This window comes from Thiothrix eikelboomii (genome assembly GCF_900167255.1).
GTDB classification, from domain to species: Bacteria; Pseudomonadota; Gammaproteobacteria; order Thiotrichales; family Thiotrichaceae; genus Thiolinea; species Thiolinea eikelboomii.
Window position 1 is genome coordinate 382,862 of record NZ_FUYB01000002.1, and the last position, 24,822, is coordinate 407,683.

Here is a 24,822-nt window from a genome sequence, read left to right on the forward strand (position 1 = left end):
GCTTCCACCGCCCGTTGGTACATCACCTCGGCTTGCGCGTAGTCCTGCTTTTGGTTGGCAAGGAAATAGGCGTAATTGCCGTAAGCGTCGGCTTTGCCAGTGTTTCCAGACAGCTTAATTGCAGCAACTAACCTGTCTTCTTCGTTGGATAGCTGGATACCCGAAAGCGTCTGCAACTGCTTTTGATCTGCATTGGCAACATATAACTGGTAAGCGCGTGTTAAAAGGTGAGTGCCAGAAAAGGTATGCAAAACAATATGAATAAAAGCGAATACGTTATCCGCCTGAATAGCTTTAAATTTACTGCGTTCCTCTTCCAGAATCCGGTTTAGTTCCTTGACTTGATCATCAGTGAGTTGCATTAGCATAGCGCGACTCATAGCCAGCTTCTCAAAGTAGGCAAGTGAGAGTGACAACTCCAGCAGGTCAATAAAGTGCTCAGGATCAACACCCAACGCTTGCCAATCGTAGCGGCTGTTCATGATACAGAACTCATGTAACTGACTAATACGTTGAAACTCATTTTGCTGTAAGGGCAATGCGTGGTGTTTCTCCGTCTGAAGAGGATAGATTTGCTGCAACACTTGTAATTCTAACTGCATTAGCTCCTGACTCTTCTCTGGAGGCAATAGGGGGTAATCTGCAATAGCCTCTTTCAACTCAGTTGAGTCGCCCAAGGATTTGACTAAGAAGTCAGCAAACCAGATATGCCAAAGCAAAGGCACACAAACCGATGCGATATAATGCCGATCTTCTTTGGAGAGTGGCGCAACGATCTTCCGCGCCAAACCATAACAGGAAATATGCCCTTCCAGTCCTTCGCCCTGCCAGTGGGTGAGCAAGCCGAAATTGTCCAGCCGTTGCAGGGCAGTCCGTGCGTCCTCAATGCCTAGTTGTGCGCCAGCCTGAATGATCAGTTGTTCGGGTACGGCAAAATCGAACAGGCTCAGGACACGCAAGCATTGCCGTTCGGTGTCGGTCAGGGCGGCATGGTAGGCTTCCAGCGCGATCCGTTGCAGGTATTTGTCAACCTCCCTACTAGCGTTAGCCAGCGCAGCAAGCTGCCCCGCATGATAAGCCTGTAACTGGCTGAGGGCAGTTTGCAGCACCGCATATTCACCCTTCAGCAAGGGTTGGTACAACACATCCTGCAAGCCCGGATTGCCTTGGCAAATTGCCCAGATTTGTTCCAGAAATGCCCTGTCCTGCGCTTCATCACGCGCCCCCGTCATCGCCCCGCTTTGCAGCAGTGCCAACCAATGCTTTTCCTGTTCAACCGGATTCATGTCTGGCACCTCGATTTCCAGCAATTCCTCAGCTACATCCTGACCACGCCAATCCGGCACGCGGAAACTGTGCCGCGAAGTCAGGATCAGGCGCGATGGTGTATCCGCCCGCGCAAACGCCTCAATCACCCCACGCAAGGCATTCTGGTACGCCCGCTTGACTCCCACCTTGCCATCCGTTGCCGAGGCGGTCTTTAATTCATCCAGCGCGTGTTGTTCCAGATCGTCTACCACCAGAATGATCGGGTTTTCCGACAAATGTTGTTCGAGAATATCCACCAGATTGTCAGCAAACAAATCAGGGTTCTGCTGTATATCTGTCAGGTAACGCTGAAAATCCCCGTTGCGGCTATCACTCGGCACAAACTGCTTCAACTCCCCCAGAATCGCGGCTTCGCTGTAATCTTTGTAAATAATGGCAGCCTTGTATTGCGGCTCCATGCGATGCACGACCCGTGCTGCCAGACTGGATTTGCCCGAACCGCCCATGCCGGTCAACAGCACGCCCGCTGCGGAATTCTCTGTGAAAACCCGTAGTGCCTGTTTGGTTTGCCTGCGCCTGCCAACAAAGGTTTCCTTGCTGGCGACCGGCACGACGTTCTTTTTGCGGTCAAGCAGCTCATGGAAATTCTTGCCGCGCCGTTTGGGGCTGGGGGGCTTGCTGCTGTCAATCAAAGGCCAGCCACCGTTGGGGCAAGGTACACCCGCCCCAAGTGCCAGTGGGGGTGTTTGCCAGTGCGTTGATGTTCCTGCAACAACTGCTGGCGGGCAGCCGCGCAAGCAAACGGCACGGTCGCTTGCTGTAACAGGGCGTGGTATACCTCGGCGGCAAACACCGTAGCATCCGCATCCGAGACCGAACCATCCCAGCCAATGACATTGGCAATACCTGTTTTTGCCAACTCCATCGCAAAAGCGGGGGTATCGGCAATTTCAGCACTGTGGCAAGCCGACAAGAACAGGCACTGGATACGTTGCGCCAGCCCCCGAAACGCACTAGCGGTCACACTCTGTGGGCGGTAACGGTCATCTTCCAGTTGTAAGGCAAAACTTTTGAGCGTTTCGTCATACCCGCCATGACAGGAAATGTGCGCCATGTCGCAATGCCCGGATTCGGTGATGCGCTGGGTCAAACTGTCCAGATTGCCGCTTTCCTCGACCCAAAGGTTCAAGTTTCTGGCTCTACGGGTGGCTTGCAGAATGGCACGTTCTTCGTTTTCGTAATTCAACCCGCTGTTGAAATCAGGGTCAGCCGCCATAAACACCAGCGTCATGTCCTTATAACTGGCTGGTGGTGCAGCAAGGTTAGCTTCACCGACTCTGCGCACCACTTCATACAAAACGGTATCTGCTGACAGAAACTGGTTATTCCATGCCATTACTTCCCACGGCAGGTTCAGCAACAAGCGTTGCAACGGGTTAGGGGTAAGTGCAGTGCGTATTTCCAGTTGGTATCTGCCCACCTGATTGAGCCATTGCCCCACCACATCCGGGTGCTGGTTTAACAACTCAAATAACTGGTAGCCAATGGAATACAACACCTCTGTATTACGCGGTTGATTGATCGCGGATTGGTAGCTTGTACACAGATGTTGTAATGATCGCAGGTGTAGATCGTTTAGCGTGAGTTGTCTGGAAACCGGAGTCGCCAAATCTTCCAGAGCAAGTTGCAGGATTGTCTCATCAGGCGCACGCAAGACCAGCTTCATAGAATCACCTTCGGGCAATAGAGCTGATAAATTATACTATATCTTAGGCGTTTGATGCGCAGTTGGCACGAGTCGGGCGGGCTTTAGCTAGCCTACCACCCGATCATCCATTGTTTTTGTTAGCATGTTGGTCAGCAACATAAGATGTTTTATTGCTTTAAGGTAATCTACAAGATACCATCACCACTACAAAGATAGTTATGGTTTACCTTAAAATGTCAAAGATTGAAGAAATCATGCCCGCCAACCTGAAACGCGCCATCAAGAAACTAGGGCATGACATCAATACAGCAAGGCGGCGGCGGAAACTGACGGTAGCCATGATGACGCAACGTGCAGGCATCTCCAAACCTACTTACCTGCGGGTAGAAAAAGGCGACCCTAACGTTTCTTTCGGCATCTATTGCATGGTGCTGTTCGCGCTGGGCGAAGCCGACAGGATCAACGACCTGTTGGACATTTCACGGGATGAAACGGGTTTACTGCTGGATGAAGCCAGATTGCCCAAACGGGTACATCCCCAAAAACAGCCATCGGGGGCATTATGAACCGCCGTATTCAAGTCTGCATCGGTGAAGCCAAAGAACCCGTGGGTACACTGTTGTATGAAACCAGCGGCAATCGGGAAAGTTGTAGTTTCGCTTACCATCCTGAATGGCTGGTATCCCCGAAACGCTTTGCCCTGTCACCAGACCTGCCATTGCAGGCCGGTATGATGTTTCACCCCAGAACCAGAGATGGGTCTACATTCTTTGATTGCATTGCCGACACGGAACCCGATGGGTGGGGCAAGCGCGTTATCCTGCGGGATCACGCCAAACGCCGTAAGCAATCCCTGCAACAAGGCTTGCCTCCCAATACTCAACCGCTGAACGCATTGGGCTATCTGTTAGCAGTTGATGATATAAGCAGGGTGGGAGCATTACGGTTTCTGGATGAAGCAGGTATTCCCCAACCTAGCCACAGTAATGCGGAGCGGGGTACTCCCCCGTTGATTGATCTCGGCAAGATTTACCGGGCCAGCCTCGCGGTGGAACAGGAAAAAGAAACGGCTGCTGATTTGGCTTACCTGCGAGGCAAAGGCACTTCACTCGGAGGGATGCGCCCCAAATGCACGGTCATAGATCACGATGGTTCCCTCTGCTTGGGGAAGTTTCCCAGTATCGGCGATGACAGGGCTGTAACCAAAGGCGAAATCCTCGCACTGGCATTGGCTGATGCCGCTGGCATCAACGCCGCCAAAGGTCGGGTGGAAATGGTGGAAGATACACCTGTAGCCCTCATCCGCCGGTTTGACCGTGAAGCAGGAGGCCGTATCCTGTACGTGTCTGCCAGAACCATGCTCAGTGCGAAACCGGATGAGGAGCACAGTTACACGGAAATGGTGGACGTGATCCGCAAGGTTAGCCCCCATGCAAAACAGGACATGGCGGAGTTATGGCGCAGGATGGTGTTCAACATCCTCATCACCAATGTGGATGACCACCTCAACAATCACGGCTTCCTGCATCGAGGCCATGGACAGTGGGTATTATCCCCAGCTTTCGATTTGAACCCATTCCCGGACAAACAGCGGGAACTCAAAACCTGGATCAGTGAGGACAGTGGCCCCAGTGGCAGCATCCGGGATTGTCTGGCGGTGGCGCATTACTTTGGTTTGGACAAGGCAGACACGACCCGCATCCTGAAGGAGGTTACGACCCCAGTGAAGCACTGGCGCATCCTTGCAACCAAAGTCGGCCTGTTGAAAGCAGAAGCTGATGCGTTTGAACTAGCCTTTGAACATGATGCATTGGAGCAAGCACTGTCTGTCGCCTGATTTGTGCTTACTACAAGAGGATTCGCTTGAGGAATCAAGCTATTAGTATTTCTAAGCTAACTAGCGCTAGCCCACCGCAATCATCCACTGTTTTTGTTCACTATTGAAATTAATACCGAGCAATATTTTGGGGCGTGGGTCATCTGCAAAGCGAGCCGCGTCAACATAGAATAGCACCAACCTATCTTTCGGTTATAACGCTTTGGGTCTAAGGTGCTCATTGAGCGCTGAGCTAAAGTTTAAACTTGCTCTAAAAATCCTCTATTGCATCAACCTTCTTGCATTGCAACAACGACCCACCAATAATCGCGTCCCTTAGCCTAGTTTTGGTTTATGTATGTCCGCTGTAGCCTCAAAAAACATCTATCGCCAAGTCGGTTTTCTTCCTTTTGTCACCAGTCGGCTGCTTTCTTTTTTTGCCTCACAAATCCAAGCGATTGTGGTTGCTTGGCAAGTCTATGATCTAACTCGCGATCCAATGACCTTAGCTTATGTCGGCTTAGCACAGTTTATTCCGATGCTAGTTTTACTCATTCCAGCGGGTGATCTGATTGATCGCTTTGACCGGAAGAAAATAGTCATGGCGAGTTGGCTCTTACAAGCCGTCTGTAGCAGTTTACTATGGCTGCTATCAGGGTGGCAGATCAATAACCCAAACTTCTTCTACGCGGTGCTTGTGCTTTATGGCAGTGCACGTGCTTTTACCGGTCCGGCTTTACAAAGTTTATTGCCCCAAGTAGTCGCTCGTGAGCAATTAGCGGCTGCGATTGCAGCCAATAGTATGTTAATGCGTATTGCCGCAATTTCAGGCCCTGTATTAGGCGGTAGTTTATATGCTTTAGGCGGTGGAGTTGTCACCTATGCCGTTTGCCTCGTTGCTTTTTTAGCCGCTGCGCTACTAATGTCTGTAGTCCCCGTGCTCTATGCTGAAAAAGTTGAGCCTACGAGTCTCACCATCAGTGCTTGGCAACGCTTTACAGCGGGGATTCAGTTTATTCGTTCACGCCCGATTATTTTAGGTACGATTTCTCTGGACTTATTTGCGGTACTTTTAGGGGGGGTGGTTGCACTGTTACCGATTTATGCTCAAGAAGTTTTACACACCGACTCCACGGGTTTAGGTCTCTTGCGTAGTGCGATGGCACTCGGTGAAGTGATCGTTGGATTGTATCTGAGCTTCTATCCTTTCAATCAGCGGGTGGGCATGACAATGTTCATTGCGGTATTTATTTTTGGCCTAGCGAATTTGCTATTTGCCTTGTCAACTGTCTTTGTGTTGTCGTTGATTGCCCTAATGATTGCCGGAGCAGCGGATATGGTGAGTGTGTATATTCGCTCTTCTTTAGTGCAATTCTCCACTCCAGACACCATGCGGGGGCGTGTGAATGCCGTCAATATGCTATTTATTGGCTCATCCAATGAATTAGGCGAATTTCGAGCAGGCAGCAGTGCAGCTTGGTTGGGTGTCGTACCTGCCGCAGTAGTCGGTAGTTTTTTTACTTTGGGTATTACAGCAGCTTGGATCTGGGCTTTTCCAGCACTAAGGCGGGTGAATAAATTTGAGGATGCAACGCCAAAGACTTAAGGCTAGAGGAAACAAAAAAGGCAGCCCGCGAGGGAATTGTAGACTGCCTTTCAAAATACTGCAGCTTCGAGGGTATGAAGTTGCAGCCACACTTTACTTGCGAGGTAGGTAATGTGTACTTCATAGTCGCAGCAGATTTTTCAACGGTTCACACATTTTCTAATTTTTTTCAAAAAATGCTAAAAATTTGCTAAAAATTTATCTGCTAAAATAAATACAGCTTAATTTAGCTTATTTTTTATGCAATTTAATCAAGGAAACGCTCATAGATGGCCTATTTAGGCTTATTTTTAGCCGCTTTTCTAGCGGCGACTATTCTGCCTGCTCAGTCTGAAGCGCTATTAATTAGCCTAATTCTTAGTCAAAACTATGCTATTTATGGATTAGTTTTGGTCGCTACCCTTGGGAATTGCTTAGGCTCAGTCGTGAATTGGTGGCTTGGGCGTTATCTTGAGCATTTTCAGATGAAATCATGGTTTCCCATCCAAACAAAGCAGTTGCGCTCTGCCCAAGATTTTTATCAACGCTATGGCTGGTGGTCAGTGCTGCTCAGCTGGCTACCGATTATTGGTGATCCATTAACCGTGATAGCAGGTATGATGCGGATGCCCTTCTGGTCTTTTCTAAGCTTAGTGATCCTAGCTAAAGGTGGACGTTACTTAGTGCTGGCTTGGTTAGTGACTCGCTGAAAATGAAAAAGGTCAGTACCGTAGCACTGACCAAAGGGGTTTGTTCTTATTATTCGTTCAAGATCAGTGTTTAAGTGTTCCCCCCCTAGGGGCTAGTTAGGGGGGACACAGGTCTGGTTGCGACTATTTATTGGGCTTAATTATGTTTGGCCGCATCACCAGTAGGGCTTGGAACTTATTATTTAATTGTTATGGTTAATTTATTTTAGCTTCCGTTATTTTTGTTTTTCTTCTTGTTAGTGATATAGCAAGGTCTATGCCAACCAGAGTAAATTAATTTAAGTAATTGATTTTTATAATAAATAAAATACTCTATTAGGAGAAGGACTCCGGCGTTCTGTCAGAAATTGACGAGCCTCTTAAACCTTAACTGACAGTAAGCTGTCACTTGTCAATAAACTGACACAAGCCAAAGCGCCAATCATCTGCTCAATTACAGCCTTGACAATCCAGCACTTGACCTTGACTTAGCAGAGTGCTTAACTGTTCGCATACTTAGATAGACTGAGTACCCATTTTTCAGTAAGGAGTTTACTGATCATGCCAAGCCACCCTAAAGCTTTTGATTTTTTAGTCTTTATTGGACGCTTCCAACCCTTACATCAGGGGCATTACCAAGTCATTTGTGCCGCCTTTGAGCAGGCTGAACGAGTTATTATTTTAATTGGTTCTAGTCATCAACCACGCAGCATTCGTAACCCGTGGACATTTGCCGAGCGCGAACAACATTTGCGTGCCAGCTTCGAGCAGACCTTACAAGAACGCTTAATCATTTTACCCTTAATGGATGATCTCTATAACGATCAAAATTGGGTGACCCGTGTACAGCAGAGTGTGCATGGTGTGATTTGCCGCTACCCGCCTAAATTAGGCAGTGATGCACCGCGTATTGGTTTAATTGGGCATTCTAAAGACCAAAGTTCGTATTATCTTGCCCTCTTTCCACAATGGAAGGCCTTAAATGTGCCCGCGTGGGGCCAGCTATCCTCCACGCCGTTGCGGGAGCAGTATTTTTTACAAGGTGCTATTGCAGACACCTTACCTCAGGGGGTCGCTCAAGCCTTAGCCGCCTTCCAGCAAACCGCTGCTTATGAGTATATTGTCAACGAATGGCAGTTTATTCGTGACTACCAACGCGGTTGGGCGAATGCACCCTATCCCCCTATTTTTGTGACCGTCGATGCCGTCGTGATTCAAGCGGGGCATATTTTATTGGTAGAACGCAAAGCACGCCCCGGAAAAGGGCAGTTTGCTTTACCCGGTGGTTTTTTGAATGCTGAGGAAAAAATTCGGGATGCCGTCTTACGTGAATTACGCGAAGAAACCCGCCTGAAAATACCTAGCCCTGTATTAGCAGGCTCGATCAGTAAAGCCCAAGTTTTTGATGACCCTCATCGCTCATCACGCGGTCGAACGATTACTCACGCTTATTTGATTGAGCTAAAACCGGATGCGCACGGTTTACCTAAAGTCAAAGGCAGTGACGATGCTAAGCAAGCCTTTTGGCTGCCACTGGCCGAATTAAATCCTGAGCAGATGTTTGAAGATCATTTCCATATTATTAAAGCTTTAGTGGGTTAATTTAAACACCACAACACCGCAGCGGATAGACCGCTGTCTTATTTAACCGAACTACGGAGGATTTCCATGTTCACTTCCAACCCGATTTTCGATAATTTAATTCTCAATACAGACAGCTATAAAGCCAGTCATTTTGTGCAATATCCACCCGATAGCGAACTGGTTTCTGCTTATATAGAAGCACGCGGTGGGCAATTCAAGCAAGTCCTCTATTTTGGTTTGCAAGCTTTTCTTAAAGCTTATTGGCTAAAGCCCATCACCCAAGCACAAATTGAAGAAGCCGCTGACCTCTTAGCTGCGCATGGTGAACCTTTCAATCGAGCCGGTTGGGAGCTGATTGTTAATGAATACCAAGGTTTCATGCCGATTGAGATTTGTGCTTTATCCGAAGGCAGCGTAGTTCCGACGGGAACTGCTTTAGTGCAAATCCAAAATACCGACCCTCGCTTGTATTGGTTGCCATCCTATTTAGAAACGATGCTCTTACGCGCAATTTGGTATCCTACGACAGTGGCGACTTTATCTTGGCATGCCAAGCAAATTATTCGACAGTCTTTAGAGATGACCTGTGATCAACCTGCTGAACAATTGCCTTTTAAGCTGCATGATTTCGGCGCACGTGGCACCTCTTCACAAGAAACAGCCGCTTTAGGTGGGATGGCGCATTTAGTTAATTTTATGGGTACGGATACGATAGCTGCTTTACTCGCAGCTCGGCGCTATTATCAAGCGGAGATGCCTGCTTACTCGATTCCAGCCGCAGAGCATTCAACGATTACCGCATGGGGACGCGAACAGGAGGCAGATGCCTATGCTAATATGCTCCAGCAGTTTGCAAAACCCGGTAAAATCCTCGCGGTCGTCTCTGATTCGTATGATATTTACCATGCTGTTTCTGAGATTTGGGGCAAACAGCTGAAGGAGCAAGTCGAGCAAAGCGGTGCTACTGTCGTGATTCGCCCTGATTCAGGTCAGCCAGAACAGGTTGTGATTGAGGTCTTAGAGCGCTTAGAGCAAGCTTTTGGTAGCCGTATCAATCAAAAAGGCTATCGGGTCTTGAACAATAGCGTGCGAGTGATTCAAGGTGATGGCGTGAATTTAGAGTCCTTAGCGGTGATCTTAGCGCGTGTTCAGCAGCAGGGCTTCTCGACTGAGAATCTAGCTTTCGGGATGGGGGCTGGTCTTTTGCAAAAAGTGAATCGTGATACTTTAAGCTTTGCGATGAAAACCTCAGCGATTCGTATTGCTGGTGAGTGGCGGGATGTGTATAAACAACCGATCACTGATCTAGGTAAAGCCTCTAAGCGTGGGCGCTTAGCCGTGATTAAAAACGCCCACGGCTGGCAAACTATTCGTGAAGATCAGTTAGGCTCACAGCACAATCAACTCCAGCCCATTTTCCGTCATGGCCGCCTCTTAAAGGAGGTAAATTTTGAGGACATTCGTCGGCAAGCTGAATGCACCTAAAACCTGCTCATAGTACGCTAAACGGGTGCTCAGCCAGATCCACTTCACCCAAGCAGTGAGGTGGATTTTCCTTAAAAATAGCCTTGTAAACCAAGCGAATGAGGTCTGTTGGGAATTCTTATTCTGAATCTTGCTATTCATGAAATAATTCTGTTATAAACAAGACAGCTTCAACCGCACAGACTAAAGGAGAGGCATGTCTCAAACACAAGGTACACAACCTTTTGTATTGTTTGATAACGTACAAAAGAGTTATGACGGCATCACGTTAGTTGTCAAAAGTTTTAACCTTGGGATCGACAAGGGGGAGTTCATCACTCTGCTAGGACCATCCGGCTCTGGTAAAACCACTTGTTTGATGATGCTGGCTGGTTTTGAGACAGCAACCCACGGTGATATTTTTCTCGATGGACGTTCTATTAATAATATTCCTCCTCACAAACGTGGTATCGGCATGGTTTTTCAAAACTATGCACTCTTCCCACACATGACCGTCGCTGAAAATCTGGCCTTTCCTTTAGAGGTACGTGGCTTTAGCAAGGCTGAACGTGAGGATAAAGTTCGCAAAGTGCTGGATATGGTGCAAATGGACAAATTTGGTGGCCGCCGCCCTGCACAATTGTCTGGCGGTCAGCAACAACGCATCGCTCTAGCCCGCGCTTTAGTCTTCGAACCCTCCTTAGTCTTAATGGATGAACCACTTGGCGCTTTAGATAAACAACTGCGTGAACACATGCAGTTTGAGATTAAGCATCTGCATGAAAAGCTCGGGATTACCGTGGTCTATGTCACACACGATCAATCCGAGGCCCTCACCATGTCGGATCGGATTGCGGTATTTAATGATGGTATTGTGCAGCAACTCGCCAAACCTGCGGATTTGTATGAGCGCCCGACGAATGCTTTTGTTGCTCAATTCATTGGCGAGAACAATAAGCTCAAAGGTAGGGTCAAAACGTTAACAGGGGATACGGCTTTAGTCGAATTTGCTGACGGCCAACAAGCCGAGGCTCTAGCTGTGAACTGCAAAGGCGTGGGTCAACCGACTTTATGCTCGATTCGCCCTGAGCGCGTGCGGATTGGTAGTCAAGCAAGCTTATATGCCACTGAAGGTCAAGTGATTGAATTGATTTATTTAGGGGATCATATTCGTTGCCGCATGTCGGTTTATGGTGATGATTCCTTTATTGTAAAAATTCCCAATGCGGGCGATGGCACGATGTTATCGGTCGGTCAAACCATTAAGGTTGGATGGGATAAAAATGATTGCCGCGCCTTGGATGCGTGACAGTTTAGAATCTTTTATTAGCTTGGGCATTCCATTTACGGAGAGAAATATGAAGTTGAAACCAATTTTTGCAGCGGTCAGTATTGCCACTTTTTCGAGTGCACTGTTGGCAGCTGATATGGCAAAAGAAATGACCGTAGTCTCTTGGGGCGGTGCGTATTCAAACTCTCAACTCAAGGCTTATCACGAGCCTTATATGGCAGCAAATGCAGGTTTCAAAATTATTAATGATGAAAGCTCAAATGAAGCAGTCGCTAAATTGCGGGCAATGGCTGAAGCCAAAAATATTACTTGGGATTTAGTGGATGTCGAAGGTCCTGACTCACAGCGTTTATGTGATGAAGGCTTAGCTATGGAAATGGATTTCGATAAAGACTTAGCGGCAGGTACGGACGGCTCTACCCCGACTAAAGATTTTGGCGCTAGCTTAATCAATAAATGCTTTATTCCACAAATTGTCTTCTCCACCACTTTTGGCTATCGCACTGATGTTGCTGATTGGAACGGCAAAAAGCCCGAAGATTTATGCGCGGTCTTTGATACCAAAACTTTCCCCGGCAAGCGCAGCTTAGAAAAACGCCCGAAGAAAAATCTAGAATGGGCTTTACTCTGTGATGGTGTCGAAAAAGAGAAATTATATGAAGTCCTGTCTACGCCAGAAGGTGTGGACAAAGCCTTAGCGAAACTTGATACCATTAAGAAAGATGTGGTGTGGTGGTCAGCCGGTGCAGAAACTCCACAACTGTTAGCCGATAAAGAAGTGGTTATCGGCTCTACCTACAACGGACGCTTATTCGATGTGATCGAAGAGAAAAAGCAACCGGTTGCTATGCTATGGGACTATCAAATTTTCGACTTTGATGGTTGGGTTGTACCTGCCAACTTACCTGAAGACCGTAAAGCACGGGTGCTGGATTTCTTAAAATTTGCAACCGATACACAACGTTTAGCGGATCAAGCTAAATACATCTCTTATGGTCCTGCTCGTGCCTCTTCTCAACCTTTGGTGGGCAAACATGCGACCTTAGGTATTGAAATGGCACCACATATGCCAAGCAACCCAGAAAATGCCAAGCGCTTCTTAGTGAATAATATTGAGTGGTGGTCAAACAACGAAGATGAAATGAACAAAAAGTTTGAAGCGTGGTTGGCTAAGTAATAGTTAAACTCATCATTCTTTACATTTCGGTCTATCCCTCCTCAGTTTAAGAGGAGGGAGTTTATCACCAAAGGATATGAGCTATGGAGCAAATTCAAACACCTCACGGCGTACCGTTAAAAAAACAAATCGCCCGCGCCCTATTTAAGCAAAAAGTGCGTGCTTTATTACTGATTGCTCCTTTATTGATTTTTATTTTAATTACTTTCGTCATTCCTATTACCGATATGCTGTTGCGTTCGATCGACAATAGTATTGTAAGTGACACTCTCCCACAAACCACAACTGTTTTGGAAACTTGGGATGCCAGTACAGGAGAGCTACCCGACGAGGCTGCTTTTGCTGCGCTATACCATGATTTAAAACAGGCCATCGAACAAAAAAACCATACAAAACTCGGTACACGTCTCAATTACGAAAGCAGTGGTATGTCATCTCTATTCCGCAAAGTCGGGAAAGATGTCAGTAAAATGCAAGAAGGTATTAGCTATAAAGAGCAATTTATTGCCGCTGATAAACTATGGGGTAATCTAAAAACCTGGACTTTATTAAAGGTTTATTCACCTAAATATACAAATGGCTATTTCCTCGCGGCTATAGATATGAAAAAGACAGCCGATGGCGCTGAAATGCTGCCTGCTTCAGAGCGGATTTATCTTAATCTATTTGCACGCACCCTATTCATGAGCCTCGTGATTACCGGTTTATGTCTAGTTTTAGGTTATCCGATAGCTTGGTTGCTGGCGAACTTGCCAATGCGAACCTCCAACTTACTGATGATTTTAGTGCTACTGCCCTTCTGGACTTCATTACTCGTGCGCACCTCTGCTTGGAAAGTACTCTTACAACAGCAAGGGGTGATCAATGATATTTTGGTCTGGCTCGGTGTAGTGAGTAATACGGGGCGGCTGGAATTGATTAATAATCAATTCGGTACTTTGGTGGCAATGACTCATATCTTATTGCCTTTTATGATCTTGCCTTTGTATTCAGTAATGCGCACCATTCCCCCCGCTTATATGCGAGCCGCGAAATCTTTAGGGGCGACCGATTGGACGGCTTTCTGGCGGGTCTACTTCCCACAAACTATTGCGGGTATTGGTGCGGGTGCAATTTTAACATTTATCTTAGCGATTGGTTATTACATCACACCGGAATTAGTAGGGGGGACTCAAGGTACTTTTATTTCTAACCGCATTGCTTATCATATTTCTAGCTCCTTAAACTGGGGGTTAGCAGCCGCTCTTGGCACTATACTCTTGACCTTAGTACTCGTACTTTACTGGGTTTACGACAAAATTGTTGGTATTGATAAAGTGAAACTGGGGTAAGCTGCCATGAAACTACCGATTTACGCAAGCACTGGGCAAAAAGTTTGGTATTACAGCTTTCGGGTTATTTGTGGCTTAATCTTTTTCTTTTTGATTGCGCCCATTCTGATCATTATCCCCTTGAGTTTTAACGCCACTGATTTTTTCACCTTCACCCCAGAAATGCTTAGATTGCAACCTGAAGGTTATTCACTGAAGCATTATCAAGACTTTTTCACGAATAGCGATTGGCAAAATGCCATGCGCAATTCACTGAAAATCGCACCTGTGGCCACTTTAATTGCTGTTGTACTGGGTACGATTGCAGCGATTGGCCTCAGCCAAAGCCATGTCCCTTTTCGGCGGGCAATTATGGCGACCCTCATTTCACCGATGATTGTACCCTTGATTATTTCAGCTACCGGCATGTATTTTTTCTATGCGCGTTTGGGTAACTACATGGTAGGCACGATAGGAATGAATGCTGACGTGGTTGAGTATATTAAGATTGTGCTGGCTCATGCTGCCTTAGGTATACCCTTCGTGATTATTACTGTGACCGCCACTTTGGTGAGTTTTGATCGCAGCCTCACACGAGCAGCAGCTTCGATGGGTGCAGGGCCTGTGCGTACATTCTTTAAAGTACAAATGCCGTTGATTATTCCGGGGGTGATTTCGGGCGGTTTATTTGCGTTTATTACCTCATTTGATGAGGTGGTGGTAGTAATGTTTGTTGGCTCAGCCAAAAATAAAACTTTACCTTGGCAAATGTTTACTGGCTTACGTGAGCAGATTAGCCCAACGATTTTGGCAGTTGCCACGATTCTAGTTGTGCTTTCAGTGATACTGTTGGTGACGCTTGAGTTATTACGACGGCGTTCAGAGCGGTTGCGGGGTTTGTCGCCGGGGTAGGCGGGTCTATTCCAGAAAAACAGGCAGTGTTGCCCATCATCAGCAACACCCCTGTTTATGTTTAAAGGTTTAAACGCTTAATCACTCAGCCAAATCAAAGCGATCAAGATTCATGACCTTGTTCCAAGCTGCCACAAAGTCATGCACGAATTTCTCCTTGCTATCGTTCTGCGCATACACCTCTGCAATGGCACGTAGCTGGGAATTCGAACCAAACACCAAATCAACCCGCGAACCTGTCCATTTCACCGCCCCCGTAGTACGATCATGCCCTTCAAACACATTGTCATCAGCGGTGGCTTGCCAGTCCGTCCCCAGATCGACCAAATTCACAAAGAAATCCGTGGTGAGTGCTTCAGGCTGTTGGGTAAAGGCGGCATTCAACACCCGCATTCCACCCACCAATACCGTCATTTCCGGTGCAGTCAAAGTCAATAATTGTGCCTTGTCGACCAGCATTGCTTCCGCTGAAACCGCATACTTACCCTTGAGATAGTTGCGGAAACCATCGGCAATCGGCTCAAGCACGGCGAAGGCTTCCACATCCGTCTGCTCTTGAGTCGCATCGGTGCGCCCTGCTGCAAACGGCACTTCAACCGCAAACCCAGCATTCTTCGCCGCCTGTTCAACCGCAGCGCAACCGCCCAAGACGATCAAATCCGCCAACGACACCTGTTTACCACCAGACTGCGCCGTATTAAATGCAGCTTGAATACCTTCCAACACTGCCAACACTTTGGCAAGCTGTGCGGGCTGATTCGCGGCCCAATCCTTTTGCGGAGCCAGACGAATACGCGCCCCATCCGCTCCGCCGCGCTTATCCGAACCTCGGAAAGTTGAGGCAGAAGCCCACGCCGTTGTCACCAGCTCAGTAATGGAAAGCCCTGATGCTAGCAGCTTAGTTTTGAGGTCAGCTATGTCCTGCGCATCAATCAACATATGATCAACTGCCGGAACAGGATCTTGCCATAGTAGCTCTTCCGTCGGCACTTCTGCCCCTAAATAACGAGAGCGTGGCCCTAAATCACGGTGGGTTAGTTTGAACCAAGCTCGCGCAAATGCATCGGCAAATTCCGCTGGATTCTGATGGAAATGCCGCGCAATTGGTTCGTAGATGGGGTCAAACCGCATCGCCATATCGGCGGCCGTCATGATAATCGGCACACGTTTGGCAGGATCGTCCACCGCAGGGGCAAGGTTGCTTGCAGTGGCAGTTGTGGGTGTCCATTGCCAAGCACCGGCTGGGCTTTTGGTCAGTTCCCATTCGTTATTGAACAGCATATCGAGATAACTGTTGTCCCACTGCGTTGGAGTCGGTGTCCATGAACCTTCCAAACCGCTACCAATTTGGTCAGCACCTTTACCGCTACCAAAGCTGTTTTTCCAGCCTAAGCCCATTTGTTCAATGGGTGCGGCTTCAGGTTCAGAGCCAACATGGGTAGCGCTAGCTGCGCCGTGGCATTTGCCAAAGGTGTGGCCGCCAGCGGTCAAGGCCACCGTTTCATAGTCATTCATCGCCATGCGGGCAAAAGTTTCGCGTACATCGCGCCCTGATCCGAGCGGATCTGGATTACCATTAGGGCCTTCTGGGTTCACATAGATCAAGCCCATTTGTACCGCTGCTAACGGGTTTTCCAAATCACGGTCACCACTATAACGTTTGTCGCCCAGCCATTCGGCTTCTTGACCCCAATACACATCCTCTTCGGGTTCCCAAATGTCTTCACGCCCACCGGCAAAGCCGAAGGTTTTGAAACCCATCGACTCTAAGGCACAGTTACCGGTAAGGATGAATAAATCAGCCCACGAAATCTGATTACCGTATTTTTGCTTGACCGGCCACAGCAAACGCCGTGCTTTATCGAGGTTAACATTATCAGGCCAACTGTTGAGCGGGGCAAAACGCTGGTTACCATGCCCTGCTCCACCACGCCCATCGTTAATGCGGTAGGTGCCTGCACTATGCCACGCCATACGGATAAACATGGGTCCGTAGTGACCGTAATCGGCAGGCCACCAGTCTTGCGAGTCGGTCATCAACGCATAGAGGTCTTGTTTAATGGCAGCCAGATCGAGCTTTTTGAATTCGTCGGCATACTTGAAATCGGCACCTAACGGGTTAGATTTAGCCGTATGTTGATGCAAAATATTGAGTTTCAACTGGTTAGGCCACCAGTCACGGTTGGATGTGCCACCGCCCGCTTGAGTAGGTGTAGCGCTGTGTCCCATCACAGGACACTTACTGATTTCACTCATCGTGTTGCTCCTCGTAGTCATTAGGTCATTGGTTCACCTTTATAGTTGTAATCCTTTGGTATTAATCTATCCAGTTCATTAAACAGCACAAATCAATCGCTTTTTTAAAAATGAAGAGAGTCAAAACTAAACCACCACCACCTAAAGCCGGTAGTTGTTTTTGCTACAGACTGAAAGTCCCGGATACACGTCCTCCACAAACTCACCATCAAAATAAACTCGCTACACATCACTTTCTCTAAACATTGCAATCATTCATAACCTCTCTTATATTTACAATAGTGTATTAACAACTGAGATAATAATGCAGTTCGAATGGCATGAGGCCAAGGATACCAGTAATCAGCGTAAACACGGCATCAGTTTTGAATTGGCTAGCTTGGTCTTCTTCGATCCTTTACGTATTGAATATTATGATGGACGTGAGACCTATGGGGAGGATCGCTGGATTACAATAGGCTTAGTACATCCTGCCATGTTCGTCGTTTACTGATCTGACCCATCAAACCCGGACACCTCAACTGATGAGGAATTGCGCTTCAAAGTCCAACGGGCTGAGATAGCCCAAGGTACTGGGTGTAATCGGCTTCGGCGGGAAAATAAGTCAATGATAACCGCCAGATACGACCAGCCTTCGTCTGTCCACATTGACGTGCCGCTTCCGTGTAACCGATTCGATCAGCTATTTCAGGGCTTCCGCTTTGTAGCTCTCGGAACGGCGGGTGTAGGGCTTGATGGTCGGTTTGCTGGGTTTCATCTTTCACCTCAAGTGTCGAGTCTAGTGTACTCACTTCTTGGGGTGTCCGAAGTTGCTGGGCTAGATCACTGAAGTCCAGCCCTTAGCAAAACAATCTCTTAGTCTCCACCACAAAGCGTACAACCCCTACCCGACCTCATCATACTGCGCAATCCGCCACTTAGACTCCTCCGCTTGAGCCGCTGCTAGCCACTCTTGCATCGAGGGCAAGGCCAACATGGCTTGCGTCCATTTCTCGAAGCTCGGCGAAATCTCTAAACCATAGCCCACCGCTCGCCACATCACCGGAGCATACATGGCATCGACAATCGTGAAATGCCCACATAAAAAATCACCTACAGGCTTATTAGCTCGCTCAAAATGCGCCCAAATAGCTGCTAAACGCTGTAATTCAACCTGCACTTCAGGCGATGGCTGCAGTTTAATTTGCCGACGGCAGTTCATTGGGTGCTGTGAGCGCAAAGCGCTAAAACTGCTATGCATTTCAGCGGCAGCTGAACGTGCTAGGGTACGCAGCGCCAAATCATCCGGCCATAATTTTTTCTCTGGATATTGCTCATGCAGATATTCGAGCATGGCTAGGCTATCCCAAATAATCAGGCCTTGATCTTCGATGACAGGTACTTTGGCTGGAATCTGATAGCGCTCGCCAAGTTTTTCTAAAGCATCACTATGATAAAAAGGCAATACGGTTTCATCGAAATCAATACCCGCAACCTTTAAAGCAATCCACGGGCGCAGCGACCAAGAAGAATAATTTTTATACGCGATATATAAATGCATTGAGCAATTCCTATTTGATTCAATTAAGAGGTGACTCAGCATAAAGACATGACAAATCCAAGAAAAGCGAATATTTTTGCGCTAACCATTCGGAGAATTTGCACAATGACACCTCGGCAAGTGCGTAGCGTATTGACTGTATTAGAGCTCGGTAGTGTGCATCGAGCCGCAGAAGCTTTGTATTTAGCGCCCTCGAGCGTATCAGCTCAGATTCGAGAACTCTCTACAGAATTAGGCATTAGCTTATTTGAAGCTTCGGGACGAGGAATTGTACCGAGTAGCGCGTTGCGACAATTACACACTAGCTTGCAGAGCTTTCTAAACCATGCAGAGCATATTGCCCAACTCGCACATAGCCTAGCCCATGAGCCAAGTGGTGTACTGAAGCTGTTTGCGCCCAGCTCTATGTGTATTTATCGTTTGCCTCGTTTGATTGAGGCCATGCAGTTACAGGCTCCGCGTGTAGAAATCATGCTGACTCATGAACCTTTTGCCTATCGCCAAGCCCTCCAAACTGGAGAAATTGATGCTGCGATTATTGTCAGCCAAGTGCAGCCAGAGGCTTGCCATTATCATTTGCTGCATAACGAAGAGGTGGTCTTTGTCTGCCACCCTGAGCGTTGGCAAGCGTCTACTCTAAGCCTAACTGCCTTGAATGCACACCCGCTGATCACCACGGAAGAAGCCTGTTCTTATCGGGTCGCCGCTGAGGCGCATTTTCGTGCCTTGGGCTTACATTTAAAGCCCCGCCAAGCCTTTACTAATGTTGAAGTGATTCGCCGCTGTTTATTGGCAAATATGGGCTTAGGCTTACTACCCGCCTGCGTGGTCGAGGATGATGTCGCTCAAGGGCATTTAAAGATCCAAGCCGTCGAAGGCACGCCTTACCGCTTTCAATCAGCCTTAATTTACCCAGAAGGGCGCACGGCATTACCGAAGCTGAGCGCTTTCATTCAAGTGCTGGAGCGGCAGCGTTTAGCAGCACAGCTCGACACAAGCACAATCTAGTTAACCAGCGAGATGATACTCTGTCTGAATACACTGCCTGATACCTGACACTTAAATAGGCGTAGCACCTTTTGGAGTCGTACCCCGTAGTGCATGATACAGCGGTGAGGCAATTTGCGAGGCATAGGCGATAATAAATAAACTAATTGAAAACCATGCAGGGACTCGTGAACCCAAGATCCAAGTCAGTAAAGCCAAACCAATACCAAATAAGCGTAATCTTAGCGAATAAAATTGGTGCGCGGTGTGTTGTTTAATAGCCGCTTGGATCAAGATGGTGGCAATCAAAAACCAGATCAACCCTAAACAACCGAGCCAGCCATACTCCATAGGAAAGGGAGCTAATAATTCCGCAGTCATCAAACCTTTAATCGCTACCGTATTCATGGAGGCGCCGAGCATCAGCAATAAATGGCCATACCACCACAAGATCATGTGACAATTATCCGGCTTAATCCGTCCATTACCGACAAAATCGAAATAAATCCACGTCAAACTAAACAACCATAAACACCCTAAAGTGGCGTTGATATAATCATTCCAATCTAAGTTTTGAATGCCCTGTTCGCTTAGGGTGAGCACTAGCTTAAAAAAGCCCTCCCCCATGACAATTAAAAATAATAAGGTAAAGCGCTCTGATAAATGCACTAAGCGGGGTTTGAAACGATCATCACTCATCAATCCCACTTTAGGCCAAACAAAGGCTAGCTGCTCGGCCAATAAAATGAGAGTCCACGCTAGGTAATTGAGTGGATACGGCAAAAAAGTTGCCAACACGACCGCCACAGATACGGTAATAAATAACCCAGCAAATCGCCGACTGAGCTGAGCCGTGCTCTTACTGTAGTAGCCCGCTCGCCAATACAAGAGAGCTAAAATTCCTCGCACCACTGCAAACGCAACGGCAAAATAATAAATCCCAACACCGGGTATTTGCCCTAAGGCAATCGCCATAATGCAAATACCGACTATTTGCAGCGCCATCAATAAACGGTGCGGAACATCATTGGTAATATACAGCGAGGTATAAAAAACGGTTGCCGCCCAACTTACCCAAATGGCTATAAACAAGCCGACATAAATTAGAAAGCTCTGAAAGTCATGATGATACCCCAGCAAATTACCGAGCTGGAAAATACAAACTACTTGGATCAGATCATAAAAAAGCTCAACCCAATGTACATGATGACTCGCATTAGGATCATCTTCGTGATGAGTAGGGGGCTGTAAAACAATTGTTTGAGCCATACCATACCTGCTAGGTCGGAATCTGTTGAAATCTCACTGCATTATAAGCAAGCGCTAACCAGACCGAAAAGGTATTCTTGAAGCAGCCATTGGCAAAAGCAACAAGCAGCGCGCTGATCATTCATTGCAGCCACAGGCTGAGCCTTTTATGCTTAAGCAACCAGCAAAGCGATAGAGAAAAATCATATGAAAAGAATTGGTATTCTGACCAGCGGTGGAGATTGTGGTGGCCTAAATGCAGTCATTAAGGGGGTCACCCTCGTCGCTCATCAGCAAAATATTCAGTGTTTAGTCATCCCTAATGGTTATGCAGGTTTATATAATCTCAGCCACTTTGAAAGCTTAGTTGAACTTACCCCAGCCCGCTTAGAAATCTTTGATTGCACGGTCGCAGGGTCGGAAGCGGGGCATTCGCGGGTGAATATTCGTAAACTCGCCGACCCGAATAAATACCAACGGATTCGAGATGGCTTAGCCAAGTTTAATCTAGATGGCCTGATCATTAGCGGTGGAGATGATACCGGTTCAGTGATGGTGGATTTAGCCGAGCATGGCATACATTGTGTGCATGTCCCCAAAACAATGGATATGGATTTACAGACTTATTCCGTCGGTGCTGATTCAACGGTTGGGCGGATTGCAAGTTTCGCCCGTGATATTCATACCACGGGGCGTACTCATAATCGAGTGATGGTGGTTGAAGTTTTTGGGCGTAATGCCGGACATACCGCTTTTCGGGGCGGAATTGGTGCGGAAGCTGATGCGATTTTAATCCCAGAAATCAGTGTCGATTTTGATTGGCTCTATCAGCACATGAAACAACGCTATTTCGAACGCATTGCAGGCAGTGATGTCCGTGCAGGGACGTATCTGATCATGGTTGCTGAAGGGATGCATGATGCCCAAGGTCATGAGGTCGTCGATACTCAAGCGGGAACCGATGCATTTGGTCATAAAAAACTCACCGGTGCAGGCGCGTATGTCTGTGCTGAACTCAGCAAACGCTTAAAAGCCGATCCAGAAATCCCTCAACTAATGCAAGCGATGGGTATGTATGTACCCACTCAATATGAAATCCCTGAAGTGCGCGCCGTCAATCCGGGGCATTTAGTCCGCTGTGGGCAATCCTCGGCCTTTGATGTGAGCTTCGGTTTAGAGGCAGGTGCGGCAGCCTTGCATTTACTAAAAGCCGGGATGAGTGGCGTGACCGTCGCCAATGTGCGCGGCAATACGATTGAATATATGCATACAGCCGACGCTATTCGTCAACGTCATGTCGATTTGCAACAAGTCGGTTGGTATGAATCGTTAGGGATTTGTTTTGGGCGCAGGCCACAACCACCGCAGTTTGAATTTAGCCATTTACTCAAAGCCCCAGAACGGCATTTGTAAGGCAGGGCTCTGCAAGAGTCGGCCTAGGTAACGAGGTAAGCTTAGGCTGAGAGTTTACCGAATTGCCGAATTGCGCAGGCTGCTTGGGCTGCTTTGCTTAACAGCCGAGACAGCCGTGATTAAATCGTGCTAACTTATACGGCTTATAAAAAGTGACTAGCTTGACACAGGCGTAACACAGCTCATGACAATGATTGAAAAAAAGCTGCAAGTATGGGAGCAGCAAGGCCTGATTAATGGCGATCAATATGAGGCGATTTTAGCTTTTGAACAGGGTGATAAGCAGAATAATAATTGGTGGCTTTATAGCCTATTGATGTTAGGGTCAGCGATTATTGGTCTGGGTATTATCTCATTGATTGCGGCTAATTGGGTACAAATTCCAGATAGTATTAAACTAGGGGTAGACTTCAGTTGCTTGCTTGCGTTGGCAGGCGTCATTTTCTGGTATCAACACCAGACTAAACATCTAATCTCCGATACCTTAATTGTCGCCTTTATTCTATTGTGCCTAGCCAGCATTGGTTTGATCGCACAAATCTATCATATCAATGGTCGTTGGTATCATGCCATTTTACTCTGGAGCATGATTACTTTGCCGATTGTGCTGTTTGCGCGCCACTTATTTGTACATTTTTTGTGGGTCAGTTTATTTATTAATGCCGCTGTCTGGAGCAGTGTGGATTTAGCTGCAGGTCAGTTAAGAACGGCGATGCGTGAACTGCCTGCCGTTTTATTACTCGCGCCGTTACTTTCAGCTAGCTTATATCTTTTAGCGAGGCGCATCGCATTACTGCATAAAACCAGCTCTAGTTTTTTCTTCTGGTTTCAAATTTCTGCCTTGATTGCTTTAGTTGCGATTGATTTAATCCGCTCAGGTGATGATACCCAAATCTTTGAGTGGCGTTGGTATTTACCGGCTTGGATCACCGCTGCACTCTTAATTGGCCTGATTTTAAGCCGACGAAGTTATCGCCCCTTAAATAAAGGCTTATTAATCGCAGCGATTATCTTACTCATCCTGTATTATCACCCAGATATTCTATTTACTGGTGAAACTCGTTACACCTTTTCTGCCTTAGACGCAAGTGCTCGCACCAGTATTTGGCAAGCAGATGATATTCGTGCACCAATCTTGACGATTTTCATTTTATTCCTATACACCATTCATGCCGGTAATAGTGGTTATCATCGCACTTTTAACCTCTTAACTTTTTTGATTGGTTTACGCTTTGTGGCCTTATATTTTCAAGCAATGGGCGGATTAGCCGCCACGGGTGTGGGCTTAATCCTATCGGGCTTAATGATTATTGGTATTGCTTGGTTTTGGTATAGCAGCCGAGATCGTTTGCAACATTGGAGTAAGGAGTTGACCTTATGAAAAATCCTCAGCTCCGCTTAGTGGCCGCTTTGCTTTTCCCGATTGTTGTATTAGCGACGAATACTTGGATGTATCAACAACAACGCAGCGCTGGCGAAACCTTTAAATTTCCGATTGAAGGTTTTGATCCACGTGACTTGCTCTCGGGGCATTACTTATTCTATAAAGTGGATTATGGAGTTCCAAGTGCTAATGCTTGCCCGACCAGTGATATTGCGGCTGCTTTATGTTTGCGACCCGAAAAGCGAGTTTACCCAGCGGATGAACGCCCTGCGAATTGCGAAATCTATGTGCAAGGTGAATGTGATGCAAATAGTGTATTTACAGCGGGTTTAAATCGCTTTTATATTCCCCAAGGCTATGCCAGCCAACTAGAAGCAAAAATTGCAGATAAAAAAGGGGAAATTGAAGTGTCGATTGATAAGCGTGGTAATGCCGCCATTTTAGATTTACTGATCGACGGCAAATCTTGGAAAGAAACACTTCAAGATGAATAACCTTAAGATTAATAGCGCTCAACTAATTCTGGTACTGCAATCAATAAATCACTGCTAGCATAAGCACAGCAAAACAGGGCTTTGCCTGTCACTGCATCCTCGTCGAACAGCGCTAAAGGTGAGCGCGAACCAACTAAATACTCCAATTGCCCTTCTAATACCGTTCCCAGACAGACTCCGCAAACACCCATATTACATCCCCAAGGTAGCGGAATATCTTGGCGCAAAGCCGCTTGCAAAATAGTCTCTTTTTCAGCGACTTGAAATTGGTAGTCTGTCTGATGAATACGAACGGTATACAATTTCATTACTTAGAATATTGGTAATAGGCTTGGTTTAAATAATCGGTGATTTGTGCTAAATCCTCATCAAATAGACGCGAACCTAAATTAGCATCACATCGGCGCACTTGAGCGGCTAATTGGGTATAATCTAAAACTTTTCGCTCAGGACGAGTATAAACCTTAGCATCATGGCAACTAATACAATTAGCGTCATGCAGAGTTTTCCCCGGGTGCGCATCTAAACCCACCGCCGTACTGGCTGTACTTGAGCTACTGGGCGCTTTGCCAGCCTCTTGACTGGTTGTTGGTTCAGTGGAAGTTTTATCACCACAAGCAGTGAGCAATACGCTCACAAAACAGAAGGGGACTAACAGCGTTAACAACTTAAGCGATTGCATATCAAAACCTTAT

23 protein-coding genes are annotated in these 24,822 nt (G+C 47.1%); 15 read left to right on the forward strand and 8 right to left on the reverse strand.

What is annotated here, in order from left to right; all coding sequences use genetic code 11:
* Together B5D50_RS03740 and B5D50_RS03745 are read right to left on the reverse strand one after the other, a co-directional pair.
* On the reverse strand, positions 1–1,961 hold a 1,961-nt coding region (locus B5D50_RS03740), incomplete at its 3' end, for an ATP-binding protein (RefSeq protein WP_159448563.1).
* Positions 1,958–2,749: a CHAT domain-containing protein gene (locus B5D50_RS03745; protein ID WP_159448564.1), complete on the reverse strand. Its 792-nt coding sequence runs from the start codon at positions 2,747–2,749 to the stop codon at positions 1,958–1,960. The genes B5D50_RS03740 and B5D50_RS03745, both read right to left, overlap by 4 nt.
* 461 nt (positions 2,750–3,210) lie before the next feature.
* On the opposite strand from B5D50_RS03745, the gene B5D50_RS03750 reads away from it, so the two are divergent.
* The 10 genes from B5D50_RS03750 (at position 3,211) to B5D50_RS03795 (ending at position 14,805) form a co-directional block, all read left to right on the forward strand.
* Positions 3,211–3,543: a helix-turn-helix domain-containing protein gene (locus B5D50_RS03750; protein WP_234975790.1), complete on the forward strand. Its 333-nt coding sequence runs from the start codon at positions 3,211–3,213 to the stop codon at positions 3,541–3,543.
* Positions 3,540–4,814, forward strand: a complete 1,275-nt coding sequence (locus B5D50_RS03755; protein ID WP_078921221.1) for a type II toxin-antitoxin system HipA family toxin — start codon at positions 3,540–3,542, stop codon at positions 4,812–4,814. Before B5D50_RS03750 ends, B5D50_RS03755 begins: the two co-directional genes overlap by 4 nt.
* A 337-nt stretch (positions 4,815–5,151) precedes the next feature.
* Positions 5,152–6,399 carry an MFS transporter gene (locus B5D50_RS03760; RefSeq protein ID WP_078921222.1) on the forward strand — a complete coding sequence of 416 codons (1,248 nt, stop codon included), beginning with the start codon at positions 5,152–5,154 and terminating at the stop codon, positions 6,397–6,399.
* Between the two features lie 269 nt (positions 6,400–6,668).
* Positions 6,669–7,088, forward strand: coding sequence for a YqaA family protein (locus B5D50_RS03765; RefSeq protein WP_078921223.1), 420 nt, complete (start codon positions 6,669–6,671; stop codon positions 7,086–7,088).
* Positions 7,089–7,628: 540 nt separating this feature from the next.
* Complete coding sequence (locus B5D50_RS03770) at positions 7,629–8,669, forward strand: bifunctional nicotinamide-nucleotide adenylyltransferase/Nudix hydroxylase (protein ID WP_078921224.1); 1,041 nt, start codon at positions 7,629–7,631, stop codon at positions 8,667–8,669.
* Between the two features lie 66 nt (positions 8,670–8,735).
* A complete protein-coding gene (locus tag B5D50_RS03775; protein ID WP_078921225.1) occupies positions 8,736–10,136 on the forward strand; it encodes a nicotinate phosphoribosyltransferase in 1,401 nt (466 codons plus the stop codon).
* A gap of 196 nt (positions 10,137–10,332) precedes the next feature.
* Positions 10,333–11,424, forward strand: a complete 1,092-nt coding sequence (locus B5D50_RS03780) for an ABC transporter ATP-binding protein (RefSeq protein WP_078921226.1) — start codon at positions 10,333–10,335, stop codon at positions 11,422–11,424.
* 49 nt (positions 11,425–11,473) lie between these two features.
* The gene (locus B5D50_RS03785) at positions 11,474–12,583 is read left to right on the forward strand and encodes an extracellular solute-binding protein (protein WP_078921272.1); all 1,110 of its coding nucleotides are present in this window, start codon (positions 11,474–11,476) and stop codon (positions 12,581–12,583) included.
* Between the two features lie 83 nt (positions 12,584–12,666).
* Complete coding sequence (locus B5D50_RS03790) at positions 12,667–13,914, forward strand: ABC transporter permease (protein WP_078921227.1); 1,248 nt, start codon at positions 12,667–12,669, stop codon at positions 13,912–13,914.
* A 6-nt stretch (positions 13,915–13,920) separates the two neighbouring features.
* Positions 13,921–14,805 (forward strand): ABC transporter permease, encoded by an 885-nt coding sequence (locus B5D50_RS03795; protein ID WP_078921228.1) that lies wholly within the window; start codon positions 13,921–13,923, stop codon positions 14,803–14,805.
* 81 nt (positions 14,806–14,886) lie between these two features.
* Here the strand turns inward: B5D50_RS03795 and katG are convergent, their stop codons facing one another.
* Positions 14,887–17,061: a catalase/peroxidase HPI gene (gene katG, locus B5D50_RS03800; protein WP_078921229.1), complete on the reverse strand. Its 2,175-nt coding sequence runs from the start codon at positions 17,059–17,061 to the stop codon at positions 14,887–14,889.
* Positions 17,062–17,365: 304 nt separating this feature from the next.
* Here katG and B5D50_RS03805 point away from each other — a divergent pair, with 304 nt between their 5' ends.
* A complete protein-coding gene (locus tag B5D50_RS03805) occupies positions 17,366–17,554 on the forward strand; it encodes a BrnT family toxin (RefSeq protein ID WP_078921230.1) in 189 nt (62 codons plus the stop codon).
* Positions 17,555–17,600: 46 nt separating this feature from the next.
* Here the strand turns inward: B5D50_RS03805 and B5D50_RS20015 are convergent, their stop codons facing one another.
* Both B5D50_RS20015 and B5D50_RS03810 read right to left on the reverse strand, forming a co-directional pair.
* Positions 17,601–17,852 (reverse strand): hypothetical protein, encoded by a 252-nt coding sequence (locus B5D50_RS20015; RefSeq protein ID WP_143594232.1) that lies wholly within the window; start codon positions 17,850–17,852, stop codon positions 17,601–17,603.
* 92 nt (positions 17,853–17,944) lie between these two features.
* Positions 17,945–18,601 (reverse strand): glutathione S-transferase, encoded by a 657-nt coding sequence (locus B5D50_RS03810; RefSeq protein WP_078921231.1) that lies wholly within the window; start codon positions 18,599–18,601, stop codon positions 17,945–17,947.
* 105 nt (positions 18,602–18,706) lie between these two features.
* On the opposite strand from B5D50_RS03810, the gene B5D50_RS03815 reads away from it, so the two are divergent.
* The gene (locus B5D50_RS03815) at positions 18,707–19,609 is read left to right on the forward strand and encodes a LysR family transcriptional regulator (protein WP_078921232.1); all 903 of its coding nucleotides are present in this window, start codon (positions 18,707–18,709) and stop codon (positions 19,607–19,609) included.
* Positions 19,610–19,660: 51 nt separating this feature from the next.
* On the opposite strand, the gene B5D50_RS03820 is transcribed toward B5D50_RS03815, so the two are convergent.
* The gene (locus tag B5D50_RS03820; protein WP_078921233.1) at positions 19,661–20,857 is read right to left on the reverse strand and encodes a low temperature requirement protein A; all 1,197 of its coding nucleotides are present in this window, start codon (positions 20,855–20,857) and stop codon (positions 19,661–19,663) included.
* A gap of 186 nt (positions 20,858–21,043) precedes the next feature.
* On the opposite strand from B5D50_RS03820, the gene B5D50_RS03825 reads away from it, so the two are divergent.
* From B5D50_RS03825 to B5D50_RS03835, 3 genes are all read left to right on the forward strand, one after another.
* Complete coding sequence (locus B5D50_RS03825) at positions 21,044–22,249, forward strand: 6-phosphofructokinase (RefSeq protein WP_078921234.1); 1,206 nt, start codon at positions 21,044–21,046, stop codon at positions 22,247–22,249.
* Between the two features lie 184 nt (positions 22,250–22,433).
* The gene (locus B5D50_RS03830; RefSeq protein WP_078921235.1) at positions 22,434–23,630 is read left to right on the forward strand and encodes a DUF2157 domain-containing protein; all 1,197 of its coding nucleotides are present in this window, start codon (positions 22,434–22,436) and stop codon (positions 23,628–23,630) included.
* Entirely contained in the window at positions 23,627–24,127 is a 501-nt protein-coding gene (locus B5D50_RS03835; RefSeq protein ID WP_078921236.1) for a GDYXXLXY domain-containing protein, read from the forward strand. Before B5D50_RS03830 ends, B5D50_RS03835 begins: the two co-directional genes overlap by 4 nt.
* Before the next feature lie 8 nt (positions 24,128–24,135).
* On the opposite strand, the gene B5D50_RS03840 is transcribed toward B5D50_RS03835, so the two are convergent.
* Complete coding sequence (locus B5D50_RS03840) at positions 24,136–24,435, reverse strand: 2Fe-2S iron-sulfur cluster-binding protein (RefSeq protein ID WP_078921237.1); 300 nt, start codon at positions 24,433–24,435, stop codon at positions 24,136–24,138.
* Positions 24,435–24,809: a c-type cytochrome gene (locus tag B5D50_RS20020; protein WP_143594233.1), complete on the reverse strand. Its 375-nt coding sequence runs from the start codon at positions 24,807–24,809 to the stop codon at positions 24,435–24,437. Before B5D50_RS20020 ends, B5D50_RS03840 begins: the two co-directional genes overlap by 1 nt.
* Positions 24,810–24,822: the final 13 nt, after the last annotated feature.